Below are 12,377 nucleotides of genomic sequence, written 5' to 3' on the forward strand. Positions count from 1 at the left end.
GATTTAACTCTAGCAATCGTGGAGTAAAGCAGTCATATTTTTACCGCGCAAGCATACAAATAGGAACTACGAAGGACAAACATCCGGGAGTGATGATAACATGCTGGCACGCGTAGCGCATTTATTGCCTCTAGAGCTGAAGACGCTGCTGGAGCGCCTTCCTGAACAAATGCAGGAGCAGCTTGAAGAAATTCGGATTCGAGAGGGACGGCCGCTTGAAATCTGCTTTCGCGGCCAGTCTCGATTTATGATGATTGACGGGTCTCTGCACCAAGCTGCCGACGGAGCATACAAGCCATCGGCAGACACTTGCCGCAAGCTGCTCGAGCGCATTACCAACTATTCGTTGTACGCAATGGAGGAGGAGCTGCGCAGAGGATTTATAACCGTATCGGGAGGCCATAGGATTGGACTGGCTGGCAGAACAATCTTGGACAGCGGTGTGGTTCGCGGCATTCGCGATATTGGCGCCTTTAATATACGGGTAGCCAGAGAAGTGATTGGCGCAAGCACCCATTTGCTTCCCAAGCTGATTGACAGGGCGAGAAAAACGCTGCATTCGACGCTAATACTAGCTCCCCCGCAGCAGGGTAAAACAACGCTTGTGCGTGACATTGCAAGATCGGTCAGCTATGGCTTGTGGCCTACGCTTGAAGCAAGCGGCTGGCAAGGAAGAAAGGTAGGCATCGTTGATGAGCGATCAGAGATTGCGGCTTGCGTCCGCGGCATCCCGACATTCGACGTAGGACCGAGAACGGATGTAATGGATGCCTGCCCGAAGGCGGAGGGCATGATGATGCTTTTGCGTTCGATGTCGCCAGAGGTGCTGATCGCCGATGAGATCGGCAGGCCGGAGGACGGGGAAGCAATTCGCGAGGCTAGCCATGCTGGCATCAGTGTCGTCGCCACTGCGCATGCCTACGATTTGCAGGATGCAAGAGGCAGGCCCGTGCTGCTCAAGCTGCTGGAAGAGGGAGCTTTTACGTACGTTGTTGAACTAAAGCGCACGGATCAGGGCATTATGCACCGTGTTGTGCCTGCTGAAGCGATCGCTTTACGGACCGCCCGTGATCACTCCTCCCCACATCGTTCGGAAACGGCGCATGCCATCGCTGGTCGGCATCGAGTTGATGACCCGTGATCAAGCTGCTGGGCGCTGTACTGGTCTTGTTTGCAGGTACGATGATCGGCTTCCAGCAAGCGGCGAAATTCGCAGAGCGGCCTAGGCAGCTAAGGCAGCTGGCGCATGCGCTGCAGCGGCTGGAGACGGAAATTGGCTACGGGCACACCCCGCTGCCGGAGGCGCTCGAGAGAACCGCATCGGCAACGCCTGAGCCGCTTGCAACGATTTTTCGCAAGGCGGCAAGCGGCATTTGGGAGACAGAGAGCTTTACGTTCCGTGACAGCTGGGAGTCGGCCATTCAATCGCAATGGGATGCGACATCGATGCGGAAAAACGAACAGGCCGTCCTCATTAGGCTGGGCTCAACACTTGGAATCAGCGATAAGGAAGATCAAATGAAGCACATACATCTAGCGTTATTGCAGTTGAAGGCAGAGGAGGACGCAGCGAGAGACGATCAGGGGCGTTACGAGAAAATGTGGAAAAGTCTCGGAATATTGATCGCTGTGCTGGTCGTCATTTTGATGGTGTAGTGGGGTGCCGCATAGATGGACATGGATGTGAGCGCCATTTTCCAAATTGCCGGAATCGGAATTGTTATCGCAATGATACATTCGGTGCTTAAGCAAATGGGAAAGGAAGATATGGCGCATTGGGTTACGGTCATTGGCTTTGTTGTCGTATTGTTTATGGTCGTTCGGCTCCTGAATGAATTGTTTCAGGAAATAAAAACGATTTTTTTGTTCCAGTAGACGTCTTCAGTCGGACGTGCAGGCAAGCAGGTGAGCGAAATGGAAATGATTCAATTCGTCGGTCTAGGTCTGATGGCTACAATTCTCATACTTGTCGTTCGGGAGCAAAAGCCGATGTTCGCTTTTTTGCTCGCCGCATTTACGGGCTTGTTCATCTTCCTGTATTTGGTCGGCAAAATCGAAATCGTCATTTCGGTACTTGAGGATCTAGCTAATCGATCGGGCATCCCTTCCATTTACTTGAAGACGATCTTGAAAATAATCGGGATAGCGTACATTGCGGAGTTTGGAGCGCAAATTGTCAGAGACGCAGGCCAAGAGAGCATCGCATCAAAAATCGAATTTGCCGGAAAAGTGTTTATTCTCGTCATGGCTGTTCCGATTATTAGCGTAATTGTCGAGACGGTTATCGGGCTGCTGCCGGAGGGGGGCTGAAGCGTATGATCAAGCTCACTCCTGCCGGTTACCAGGCCAAGCTGCTGCTCTTCATCCTTGCAGCGACATTTCTGTTCTCCTTTGCTCCTACTTTCGGTTATGCGTTAAACGGAGAAAGTACAGTACCGCAAGCGGACGATCAAGCTAGAGCCGATCAGCTTTCCAAGGAGCTGGCAACCGAGCAATTGGGAGGCTTAGAGACAGAAGCAGTCGAGTCTTATTGGAACAAGCTTCAAAGCGAATATGGCGGTTACTTTCCGGAGGAGCGAATTCCTAGTTTTATGGAGATGATCGTTCCGGGCGGTGAAGGGTTAAAGTTTACCGATATGGCGCAAGGATTAGTGAAGTACTTGTGGCATGAGGTGCTTTACAATGGAAAGCTGCTCGTTACCATCGTCATGCTGACGGTGTTCAGCATGGTGCTGGAGACGATGCAAAACGCTTTCGAGCGAAATGCAGTCAGCAAGGTTGCCTATTCTATCACGTATATGGTGCTTATCATTATAGCGGTCAACAGCTTTCACGTCGCAATGGGGTATGCCAAGGGAGCAATAGAGAGCATGATCCAGTTCATGCTGGCGATGGTGCCCCTGCTACTTACGCTGCTTGCCTCGATGGGCAACGTCGTAACGGTTTCCGTTCTGCATCCGCTTATCATTTTTATGATCCATGCTGTCGGCACGCTCATTTATACGCTCGTGTTTCCGCTTCTGTTTTTCTCGGCGGTGCTCCATATTACGAGTGCGTTGTCGGAGAAATTCAAGGTTACGCAGCTGGCTAATCTGCTTCGCAACATTGGCGTTGGCGTACTGGGTGTTCTGCTGACCGTTTTTCTCGGAGTCATATCGGTACAAGGGGCAACTGGCGCGGTCACAGACGGTGTAACGCTGCGAACGGCCAAGTTTGTTACAGGCAATTTTGTCCCCGTCGTAGGACGGATGTTCTCCGATGCGGCGGATACGGTCATCTCGGCATCCATGCTAGCCAAAAACGCGATCGGCCTCGCTGGCGTTATTATATTGCTCTTCATCAGCGCGTTTCCTGCAATCAAAATATTGACGCTGGCGCTTATTTACAACATTGCCGCTGCAGTCATGCAGCCGCTGGGTGATTCGCCGATAGTAACCTGTCTCACGACGATTGGCAAGACGATGATCTATGTTTTTGCAGCCTTGGCTGCTGTCAGTCTCATGTTTTTCCTCGCGGTTACAATCATTTTGACTGCAGGAAATGCGGCTTTGATGGTGAGGTAAGGAAGGGGACGAGAGCTGTGATGGCTTGGTTAAGCGACTGGCTGAGAGACATCATCGCTATCATTTTGCTGGCGGTGTTCGTCGAGCTGCTGCTCCCAAACAAAGCGATGCAGCGTTATGCGCGGCTCGTGGTCGGCTTGTTCATCTTGCTGACGATACTCTCTCCGATATTGAAGCTCATTCAAAGCGATATAGGAACGAAGCTGGATGAAGGAATGAAGAGCTGGAGTGAAACCGCTGTGTCGAAGGAAGTGAAGATGACCGGATTGAACCAAATTACGCGGGATGCTGAGGCGATGCGTCAGAAGCGCAGCCTCGATGCTGCAAGACTAACCGAAAGAACGCTCGAGGCATCAATCCAAAATGAGCTGAGCGAGCGTACGGAAGCGCAGGTGGCAGAGGTAGACGCGGTGCTGAAATGGGCAACGGTATCGGGGGAGCAAACGCCTTACATCAGTCAAGTTGTAGTCACGCTCAATGCAGTGGATGATAAAAGCGGATCAGCGAAAGGATCAGCTGTAGAAGCGGTTCAGCCGGTTATCGTTGATGTAGAGATCGATCCGATTGACGGCGAGATTTCAGCTCCGGGCGGCAACGATTCGAATTCAAAAGGCGACACCGGAAAAGCTGAGGAAGCTGAGGAAGCAGCGGAAGCGGAGGGCAAATGGTCTAGAGCAGACCCTGCCATAGCTTCCTCGATCAGCAGTCTGATTACGAAAGGATGGGGTGTTGATGCGGATCAGATTGTCGTAAGACAGCCGGCGCAGCAGAAGGCGGCGAGGTGAGAGGCTAGGCATGGAGAGGAGGTAAGGCGCGGTGGCCAAATGGCTGGAAGGCATAGAATCAGCGGTTGGCGGCGGTCCCAGTGGTCCGAAGCGTGTGCGGACGCTGCGAATTTTGCTAATCGTTGGGGGGATTGGCGCGGCGCTAATGATAATGAATTCATTTTTAACCTATAAGCAAGTAGAACCCTCGGCACAGGACCCGAATCCGCCGCCTCAGACGGAAGAAGCTTGGAGCGGTTCGGTTTCATCGTCAGGATCGGTGTTTGCCGTGATCGAGCATACGATGGAGACTAGGCTGAAAGAGATTTTGGAGAAAATTGTTGGGGTAGGCACGGTTGACGTGCTCGTCACGGTCGATTCTACGGAAGAGATAGTCGTCGAGAAGGAAGGTCAAGATTCGCAGCAGGTAACCGACGAGAATGATCCTAATGGCGGCAGGCGGCATATTACCTCGATAACGAAAGACGGACGGGTCGTACTGTATGAGGTTTCGGGAGACCAGAAGCCCATCGTGACCAAAACGATTAACCCGCGCATACGCGGTATTCTAATTGTCGCCAAAGGCGCTGAAAATGCGACGGTCAGGCGTCTCATCGTCAACGCGGTCGAGAAGGGCATCAATGTGCCGGTTAATCGAATTTCGGTAGTGCCAAGCAAGCAATAAACCAAATTCAATTGTTGGGGAGGGTGTTCACATGAACACGAAAAGACAAACGGTATGGCTCGTATCAATGCTCAGCTTGATGGTGGTATTGTCCGCCTATTACTTATTTACGCAGGATGTGGAAACGCCGGAAGTGCTGACTGACGGCACCAAAACGGAGCAAGCAACGCAAAATGCGACTGAGGCGGCAACAAATGGTGACGCGCTTGTCGTAAATGAAGTGGAGCAGCCAACTGATGGAGCTGTTCTCAGCGAAGCTGATAAAGAGGCGCTGAACCTCGTTGAGGAGCAGGGGCTTGCGGCAGGCGGATTGTTCAGCGAGCTGCTCGCGAAGCGGGAAATGAAAAATACGGAGGAAGAGAATCGCATAATGGCGGAAATTGCTGAAACGCCAACAAAAGAAGAGGAATCCGTGGCTGCGGTTGCCGAGCTTGATATGCTGGAAGAAAAATACTCGAAACTAACCGGCATTGAATCAGAGTTGCAGAAGCAATTTGAAAATGTAGTCATTGATGAGGCGAACGACAAGTTCAATGTCGTCGTATCAAGCGAAAAGCTGGAGAAGAAGCAAGCGGCAGAAATCATTAAATTGGTGATGAGCACGCTTGATGTGGGCGCTGATCAAGTATCCGTTCGCTATATTCCTAAAGGATAAATAAGGGCTAGCCCTTCAATTAGGCTTTGTCGTTCCCAGCATGATGGCTGGGGGCGGCAAGGTCTTTTTTTGTGCCTGACCATACGGTTAAACAAAAAATGATTCGTGTTCAGCCTTGTTTATGATATAATGTTAAACGTTATGTGAAAGAATTGTTTATATTAGTATGGAAACTATTTATGATTTCACGTTATGGAAGCCATCGTGCTATCGCAAATTTAAGGAGTGAAAATATTCATGTTCAAATTGAGCGAGATCAAAGAGTTGATCAAATTGGTTGATCAAACTTCCGTTCATGAGCTGGAAATCGAAAACGAAGGGACTCGCCTGCTCATCCGCAAGCCTGGCAAAACAGAAGTGGTCAATGTGCAAGCAGCCCCAATTACGCATACATACGCGCCTGCACCACAGCAAGTTCAGCCTTCTGCTCCTGCAGCGCAGCCACAAGCCGTGCAAGAAACGGCGCCAGCACGTCCTTCGACAGATCATCTGCACCAAATCGTATCGCCTATGGTCGGCACATTCTACAGCTCGCCAACACCGGAAGCAGCTGCATTCGTCAAAATCGGAGATCGCGTCAGCGATAAGAGCGTCGTATGCATTTTGGAAGCGATGAAGCTGATGAATGAGCTTGAGGCAGAAGTACGCGGCGAGATCGTGGAAATTTTGGTTTCCAACGGTCAGCTTGTCGAGTATGGCCAGCCTTTGTTTCTTGTTAAGCCTGAATAATGAAGTGAGTTAACGTCCGAACAGGGAAACTGTCGCTTGAAAGGGGTTCCTACGTGAAATTTCACAAAATATTAATTGCAAACCGCGGTGAAATTGCGGTTCGAATTATTCGCGCTTGCCGCGAGCTTGGTATTAGCACTGTCGCTGTTTATTCGGAAGCGGATCGCGATTCGCTTCATGTGCGGCTAGCCGATGAAGCTTATTGCATCGGGCCGACTGCATCGAAAGACAGCTATTTAAATTTAACGAATATTATGAGCGTGGCTACAATAACCGAATGTGATGCGATACACCCGGGATACGGGTTTCTCGCTGAAAATGCCGACTTTGCAGAAATTTGCGAGTCATGCAACATTACTTTTATTGGTCCATCTCCAGAAGCGATTAATAAGATGGGCGACAAAGCGGTTGCCAAGCTGACGATGAGAACGGCCGACGTGCCAATCATCCCGGGCTCCGACGGTCTTGTCGAGAGCATGGACGAAGCGATCAGCGTTGCACGTGAAATCGGCTATCCCGTCATTATTAAAGCGACAGCAGGCGGCGGAGGCAAAGGCATCCGGATTGCGGATGACGAGTCGACGCTTGTCGCGCAAATTACGACCGCTCAGCAGGAAGCCCAGAAGGCTTTCGGCAATGCCGGCGTATATCTAGAAAAATATTTGACGGGCATGAAGCACGTTGAAATTCAAATTATGGCCGACAAGCACGGCAATGCGGTTCATCTGTTCGAACGCGACTGCTCGGTTCAGCGCAGACGCCAAAAGCTCGTTGAAGAAGCACCGTGCTCGGTCCTCACTCCCGAGCTTCGCGAGAGAATGGGACAGGCAGCTGTCCGTGCAGCGCTGGCCGTCAACTACTCTGGCGCAGGAACATTAGAGTTTTTGCTCGGGCCTGACGAAAACTTTTATTTCATGGAAATGAATACGCGCATTCAAGTTGAGCATCCTGTAACCGAAATGATCACGAACGTGGATTTAATTAAAGAAATGATTTCTGTTGCAGAAGGCAATCCGCTTTCCTTCGCTCAAAGCGACCTGAAGATCAATGGCTGGTCCATTGAGTGCCGAATTAATGCGGAGGATTCCGAGCGGAACTTCATGCCTTCGCCAGGCAACATTCCGTTTTACTTGCCTCCAGGCGGCGCGGGTGTTCGTATAGATAGCGCGGTATATCCGGGTTATACCATTTCACCGCACTATGATTCGATGATTGCGAAGCTTATCGTATGGGGCGCAACTCGTGAGGAAGCGATCGCAAGAATGAAACGGGCATTGTCTGAGTTTGCTATTGAGGGTATTCGGACGACGATTCCATTCCATTTGAAGCTGCTGAATCATCCCAAATTCATAAGCGGAAACTTCGACATTAAGTTCCTTGAAGAGCATGATATTAATGCTCCAGAATAGATTTACGACAAAGATGTGAACAAGTAGTATCGTTTGTCATATTTCTTGCCGAATGTTATAGTATATTAACAAGATGCGGTTTATTGCTTGGCTTAAAAGTCAAGTACGCGCAACTTTAAGGAGGTGTACAGCCATCATGAGTACAATCGCTGCGGAGTATGAGAGAACGGATATTGGCACGATTCAAATTGCACCTGAAGTTATTGAGGTAATCGCTGGACTAGCGACGATTGAAGTAGATGGAGTCGCTGGAATGAGCGGCGGTTTTGCAGGAGGCATCGTTGAGCTTCTTGGCCGCAAAAATTTATCCAAAGGTGTCAAGGTTGAAGTCGGTCAGCGAGAAGCTGCGGTAGATGTGTCCATTATCGTTGAGTACGGCAACCGTATTCCTGAGATCGCTTCGGAGATTCAACGCAATGTGAAACGTTCTATCGAAATGATGACGGGACTCCACGTTGTTGAAGTGAACGTACATATTCACGATGTACATTTCAAGACGCCTGATAAACCGGAAGAAGAAGAGATTCAAAACCGCGTAAAATAAATATAAGATTAATTAATCTAATTCCGTACAACCCCCTCGTGAATGGGCATGCCGCTCGGCGCAAGGGGGTTTTCATTCGGCTTGGCAGGAGGAGGCGCTACGTTGGTTAAAGTCGTGGACAAGCTGCTTTTGTTTTTGTACAGCATCGTAATTGGTTGTTTTTCCATATTTCTGCTAGCCATTGGATTTGGCGGGATAACAGAAGATCTATTGGGAGATTGGATTAGCGAATTATACAGCAATGATCCTTTCCAAATCACGCTTATCGTTACGGCTGTCATCTTCTTCATTCTCAGCATAAGATTTGTCATTGTATCGCTTCATCGCGGTTCGGCTTCCGCTCCGTCTATTGACCAAAGAACGGATTTTGGCGACATCCGCATTTCGCTTGAAACGATCGAGAATTTGGCATTGAAGGCGGCTTCCCGCCAGCGCGGCGTCAAAGATTTGCGCGCTCGCATACGTGCGACGGATGCCGGGCTCGATATCGTTATTCGCGCGGTTGTTGACGGTGAAAGCTCCATACCTGTGCTGACTGAGGAAATTCAGCGCACCGTGAAAGAGCATGTCGAGGATATTGCCGGCATTCCGGTAACGAATGTTGCGGTCTATGTTGCGAACATCATTCAAACGGGGACATTTAAGAGCCGCGTGGAATAGAGGTGGGTTTGCTCATGTGGAGGGAGTTCTTAGCCATCTATGGGAAGCGCGCTGCTGGCGCTGCGATAGGATTGTTTTTCGGGTTGCTTTATTGTTTTGTCGGTTTTTGGGACATGCTCTTTGTAGGGCTGCTTGTCTCAATTGGTTATTGGATCGGCTTGCAGAAGGAAACAAGCAACGGGCCTATCTTTCCTTGGCAGCGGCTTTGGTATGCATTGCTAGAAAGATTTCGACCGTTTAAATGATCCTGTGGTCTCCTCCGTACTCCGGATTTCGGAAAGCCGCTAATTCGGGGCAGGGAGGAGATCATAGGTTTTTTTTGGAATGACGAGTTTACAAGAATTTAACCATTTTATCGGCAGAAAGCTGCCGCGGAGGTCACATGAAACGTAGATTAGCACGAGAAATTGCGGTATCAAGCTTATACCAAATGGAAATGAATGAGGTTTCGGCAGCAGAAGCGGTTGATATGCTGATGGACGAGCTTCGTCAAGAAAACGAAATTGGTGCAGACCCATCGGAGATCGGCAGCACTGACGAATTCGTTCGTGAGATTGTTTCAGGCGTTATGGAGCATAAGCAAGCCATTGATGGCATGCTGCAGCAGTTTTTGACAGGCTGGCATATCGATCGGTTATCGCGGGTCGATCGTCAAGTACTGCGACTGGCTTGTTATGAGATGGTATTCCGTGACGATGTACCGCCAAAAGCAACCATTAACGAAGCGATTGAGCTTGCCAAACATTTTGGCACAGAGGAATCCGGCAAATTTGTTAACGGCGTGCTCGGGAAATTGCTGCTTGAAATTGAAGAGTTGAAATCTTAATAGCCTTTAGATCATAAGCAACCCAAACATTCATCGATGCAAAAGGAGACTGGAGCTATGTGCGCACAAATCATTGAAGGAAAGAAAATATCCGACCTTATCCGTGAGGAAATGATTACGGAAACTGCAGCCTTAAAAGAAAAAGGAATTGTTCCAGGACTGGCAGTGGTACTCGTAGGCGAGGATCCTGCTTCTAAAGTTTATGTAGGCTCTAAGGAAAAAGCGTGCCAGCAGCTTGGCTTCTACTCCGAGGTTCACCGTCTTTCGGCAGACACAAGCGAAGAAGAACTGCTTGCCGTAATTGACCTATTGAATAAGCAAGCGACTATCAATGGTATTCTCGTGCAATTGCCGCTGCCTAAGCACATTAACGAGAAGGCGGTTATTGATGCCATACATGTAGATAAAGATGTGGACGGCTTCCATCCGGAAAGCGTAGGCAATTTGGTTATTGGCGATGACAGCCTGCTGCCATGTACGCCAGCCGGCGTCATTGAGCTTATCAAGCGCAGCGGTGTTGATATATCCGGGAAGCATGCTGTCGTTATCGGCAGAAGCAACATCGTCGGCAAACCGGTAGCGATGCTGCTTTTGCGCGAGAATGCAACGGTTACGATCTGTCATTCCCGCACTGCAAATATGGAAGAGATCGCGAAGCAAGCGGATATTCTTGTTGTTGCAATTGGAAAAGCAAAAGCGATTGACAGTAAATTCGTTAAGCCAGGCGCTATAGTCATTGATGTAGGCATTAACCGTCTGCCTGACGGCAAACTAGCGGGAGACGTTGATTTTGACGATTGTTTGGATACAGCTGGCTACATTACACCGGTACCGGGCGGAGTTGGACCAATGACGATTACGCTGCTCATGAAAAATACGATTACAGCTGCAAAAAGGGCAAACGGAATTAAGGAGTGAGGACAGGCATGGCGGATCAGCCTCGAATTTATTCCATAAAAGAACTTAATCGATATATTAGAATGAAGATGGAGTCGGATGCCCTGCTCGGCGATGTTTGGCTGCGCGGCGAGATATCGAATTTCACGCATCATTCCAGCGGGCATATGTACTTTACGCTGAAGGACAGCGACAGCCGAATAAAGTCGATTATGTTTGCATCCCATAACCAGCGCCTTCCATTCATTCCGAAAGAAGGCGCTAAAGTAATAGCTAGAGGGAATATATCGGTCTACGAACGAGATGGCAATTATCAGTTTTATGTCAACTCCATGCAGCCTGACGGTATCGGGAGCTTATATCTTGCGTTCGAGCAGCTAAAGAGCAAGCTGAGTGCTGAGGGGCTGTTCGCTGAGTCTCGCAAACGCCTAATACCAATTTTTCCACGAGCTATTGGTGTCATCACTTCGCCAACTGGAGCTGCGGTTAGGGATATTATTATTACCTTACAGAGGCGTTACCCTTTAATCCCTGTTTATGTTTACCCCGTTCTCGTACAAGGAACCCAGGCGGCGCCAGCGATTGTGAAAGCGATTGAAGCAATGAATCGTTTCGGCGAAGCCGACGTATTAATTGTTGGGCGCGGCGGAGGATCACTCGAGGAGCTATGGGCGTTCAATGAAGAAGCGGTCGCTCGAAGCATTGCTGCCTCTCGCATTCCGATAATAAGCGCAGTCGGTCATGAGACGGATTTCACGATTGCTGATTTTGCAGCTGATTTGCGTGCTGCTACACCGACTGCAGCGGCTGAGCTTGCTGTTCCGAGCATAACTGAGTTACAGCAACAGCTGCAACGCCAGCAAAAGCGCCTTGTTCAAAGCATTCGTTACCGCGTTCAGGATGAGAACAAGAAGCTTCAACGCCTTCGGCGCTCGCCTTTCTTCTTATACCCGCGCAAATACTTGCTGGAGCAAGCAGAGCGGCTTGACCGGCTGTCGGAGCAGCTTGAGCAGCGGACAAAACGAATTGCAGAACGCGGGCATACACGTCTTGCAAGATTGCAGACGACGCTAGCTGGCCATCATCCCGGCGATCGAGCGGCATTCGCGGCAAAGCGCCTGCAGTCTGCTAATAAGCAGCTTGAGCAAGCGATGAATATGAATGTCAAAGAACGAAAGCACAGGCTGCACAGCATGATTAGGCAGTTGGATGCTTTAAGTCCATTAAAAGTGATGTCACGCGGCTACAGCCTTGTATATGATGAGCAAGAACAACGATTAATTAAATCGATTCACGATGTGACGATTGGCGACATCGTTAAGGTGAAGGTAGCTGACGGTCAACTTGACTGTCATGTAGATTCATTGAGAGGAGATCAAATCGATGGCAGCAACAAAAAAAACGGAGCCTGAGCTTACTTTTGAACAGGCGATGGAGCGGCTTGATTCTATCGTGACTAAGCTTGAAAATGGTGATGTGCCTCTTGAGACGGCAATTGAGCTATTCCAGGAAGGCATGAAGCTGTCCCAGCTATGCGGAGGCAAGCTAGAGCAAGTCGAGCGCAAAATCGAACTGTTGATCGAAACGGAGCAAGGCTTTCAGAAAAAACCGTTTGCGGATGTGAACGAAGATAAAGGGGAATAAG

General features: G+C 49.6%; 17 protein-coding genes. All 17 read left to right on the top strand.

What is annotated here, in order from left to right:
* Nucleotides 1-100: 100 nt before the first annotated feature.
* Nucleotides 101-1,141 (top strand): stage III sporulation protein AA, encoded by a 1,041-nt coding sequence (gene spoIIIAA, locus AC1TPC_RS11780; RefSeq protein ID WP_482067047.1) that lies wholly within the window; start codon nt 101-103, stop codon nt 1,139-1,141.
* Nucleotides 1,138-1,656 carry a stage III sporulation protein SpoIIIAB gene (spoIIIAB, locus tag AC1TPC_RS11785; protein WP_482067048.1) on the top strand — a complete coding sequence of 173 codons (519 nt, stop codon included), beginning with the start codon at nt 1,138-1,140 and terminating at the stop codon, nt 1,654-1,656. Before spoIIIAA ends, spoIIIAB begins: the two co-directional genes overlap by 4 nt.
* A gap of 15 nt (nt 1,657-1,671) precedes the next feature.
* Nucleotides 1,672-1,875: a stage III sporulation protein AC gene (gene spoIIIAC / locus AC1TPC_RS11790; RefSeq protein WP_138753401.1), complete on the top strand. Its 204-nt coding sequence runs from the start codon at nt 1,672-1,674 to the stop codon at nt 1,873-1,875.
* A 39-nt stretch (nt 1,876-1,914) separates the two neighbouring features.
* Complete coding sequence (gene spoIIIAD / locus AC1TPC_RS11795) at nt 1,915-2,310, top strand: stage III sporulation protein AD (RefSeq protein WP_482067049.1); 396 nt, start codon at nt 1,915-1,917, stop codon at nt 2,308-2,310.
* 5 nt (nt 2,311-2,315) lie between these two features.
* Entirely contained in the window at nt 2,316-3,563 is a 1,248-nt protein-coding gene (gene spoIIIAE / locus AC1TPC_RS11800; RefSeq protein WP_482067050.1) for a stage III sporulation protein AE, read from the top strand.
* A 20-nt stretch (nt 3,564-3,583) separates the two neighbouring features.
* Nucleotides 3,584-4,348: a stage III sporulation protein AF gene (gene spoIIIAF, locus AC1TPC_RS11805; RefSeq protein WP_482067171.1), complete on the top strand. Its 765-nt coding sequence runs from the start codon at nt 3,584-3,586 to the stop codon at nt 4,346-4,348.
* 31 nt (nt 4,349-4,379) lie between these two features.
* Nucleotides 4,380-5,012, top strand: a complete 633-nt coding sequence (gene spoIIIAG, locus AC1TPC_RS11810; RefSeq protein ID WP_482067051.1) for a stage III sporulation protein AG — start codon at nt 4,380-4,382, stop codon at nt 5,010-5,012.
* A 31-nt stretch (nt 5,013-5,043) separates the two neighbouring features.
* Complete coding sequence (locus AC1TPC_RS11815) at nt 5,044-5,667, top strand: SpoIIIAH-like family protein (RefSeq protein ID WP_482067052.1); 624 nt, start codon at nt 5,044-5,046, stop codon at nt 5,665-5,667.
* Between the two features lie 237 nt (nt 5,668-5,904).
* The gene (accB, locus tag AC1TPC_RS11820; RefSeq protein WP_482067053.1) at nt 5,905-6,396 is read left to right on the top strand and encodes an acetyl-CoA carboxylase biotin carboxyl carrier protein; all 492 of its coding nucleotides are present in this window, start codon (nt 5,905-5,907) and stop codon (nt 6,394-6,396) included.
* A gap of 53 nt (nt 6,397-6,449) precedes the next feature.
* The gene (gene accC / locus AC1TPC_RS11825) at nt 6,450-7,805 is read left to right on the top strand and encodes an acetyl-CoA carboxylase biotin carboxylase subunit (RefSeq protein ID WP_482067054.1); all 1,356 of its coding nucleotides are present in this window, start codon (nt 6,450-6,452) and stop codon (nt 7,803-7,805) included.
* Between the two features lie 136 nt (nt 7,806-7,941).
* Nucleotides 7,942-8,349, top strand: a complete 408-nt coding sequence (locus AC1TPC_RS11830; protein ID WP_169081903.1) for an Asp23/Gls24 family envelope stress response protein — start codon at nt 7,942-7,944, stop codon at nt 8,347-8,349.
* A gap of 102 nt (nt 8,350-8,451) precedes the next feature.
* The gene (gene amaP / locus AC1TPC_RS11835) at nt 8,452-9,009 is read left to right on the top strand and encodes an alkaline shock response membrane anchor protein AmaP (protein ID WP_482067055.1); all 558 of its coding nucleotides are present in this window, start codon (nt 8,452-8,454) and stop codon (nt 9,007-9,009) included.
* Between the two features lie 14 nt (nt 9,010-9,023).
* Nucleotides 9,024-9,254 carry a DUF2273 domain-containing protein gene (locus AC1TPC_RS11840; RefSeq protein WP_169081901.1) on the top strand — a complete coding sequence of 77 codons (231 nt, stop codon included), beginning with the start codon at nt 9,024-9,026 and terminating at the stop codon, nt 9,252-9,254.
* A gap of 137 nt (nt 9,255-9,391) precedes the next feature.
* Nucleotides 9,392-9,835 (top strand): transcription antitermination factor NusB, encoded by a 444-nt coding sequence (nusB, locus tag AC1TPC_RS11845; protein ID WP_482067056.1) that lies wholly within the window; start codon nt 9,392-9,394, stop codon nt 9,833-9,835.
* A 57-nt stretch (nt 9,836-9,892) separates the two neighbouring features.
* On the top strand, nt 9,893-10,753 hold the full coding sequence (gene folD, locus AC1TPC_RS11850; RefSeq protein WP_482067057.1) for a bifunctional methylenetetrahydrofolate dehydrogenase/methenyltetrahydrofolate cyclohydrolase FolD: 861 nt from the start codon (nt 9,893-9,895) through the stop codon (nt 10,751-10,753).
* 8 nt (nt 10,754-10,761) lie between these two features.
* Nucleotides 10,762-12,144: an exodeoxyribonuclease VII large subunit gene (gene xseA, locus AC1TPC_RS11855; protein ID WP_482067058.1), complete on the top strand. Its 1,383-nt coding sequence runs from the start codon at nt 10,762-10,764 to the stop codon at nt 12,142-12,144.
* A complete protein-coding gene (gene xseB, locus AC1TPC_RS11860) occupies nt 12,116-12,376 on the top strand; it encodes an exodeoxyribonuclease VII small subunit (RefSeq protein ID WP_169081897.1) in 261 nt (86 codons plus the stop codon). Before xseA ends, xseB begins: the two co-directional genes overlap by 29 nt.
* The last annotated feature ends 1 nt before the right edge of the window (nt 12,377 follow it).

Source organism: Paenibacillus sp. Y280, from assembly GCF_056786335.1.

What these genes read in the sequence shown, in the direction of transcription:
- spoIIIAF (WP_482067171.1), top strand. Translation starts at nt 3,584, where the DNA reads ATGGCTTGGTTAAGCGACTGGCTGAGAGACATCATCGCTATCATTTTG.
- spoIIIAC (WP_138753401.1), top strand. Translation starts at nt 1,672, where the DNA reads ATGGACATGGATGTGAGCGCCATTTTCCAAATTGCCGGAATCGGAATT.
- xseA (WP_482067058.1), top strand. Translation starts at nt 10,762, where the DNA reads ATGGCGGATCAGCCTCGAATTTATTCCATAAAAGAACTTAATCGATAT.
- AC1TPC_RS11840 (WP_169081901.1), top strand. Translation starts at nt 9,024, where the DNA reads ATGTGGAGGGAGTTCTTAGCCATCTATGGGAAGCGCGCTGCTGGCGCT.
- xseB (WP_169081897.1), top strand. Translation starts at nt 12,116, where the DNA reads ATGGCAGCAACAAAAAAAACGGAGCCTGAGCTTACTTTTGAACAGGCG.
- spoIIIAE (WP_482067050.1), top strand. Translation starts at nt 2,316, where the DNA reads ATGATCAAGCTCACTCCTGCCGGTTACCAGGCCAAGCTGCTGCTCTTC.
- AC1TPC_RS11830 (WP_169081903.1), top strand. Translation starts at nt 7,942, where the DNA reads ATGAGTACAATCGCTGCGGAGTATGAGAGAACGGATATTGGCACGATT.
- spoIIIAA (WP_482067047.1), top strand. Translation starts at nt 101, where the DNA reads ATGCTGGCACGCGTAGCGCATTTATTGCCTCTAGAGCTGAAGACGCTG.
- folD (WP_482067057.1), top strand. Translation starts at nt 9,893, where the DNA reads ATGTGCGCACAAATCATTGAAGGAAAGAAAATATCCGACCTTATCCGT.
- spoIIIAD (WP_482067049.1), top strand. Translation starts at nt 1,915, where the DNA reads ATGGAAATGATTCAATTCGTCGGTCTAGGTCTGATGGCTACAATTCTC.
- nusB (WP_482067056.1), top strand. Translation starts at nt 9,392, where the DNA reads ATGAAACGTAGATTAGCACGAGAAATTGCGGTATCAAGCTTATACCAA.
- AC1TPC_RS11815 (WP_482067052.1), top strand. Translation starts at nt 5,044, where the DNA reads ATGAACACGAAAAGACAAACGGTATGGCTCGTATCAATGCTCAGCTTG.
- accB (WP_482067053.1), top strand. Translation starts at nt 5,905, where the DNA reads ATGTTCAAATTGAGCGAGATCAAAGAGTTGATCAAATTGGTTGATCAA.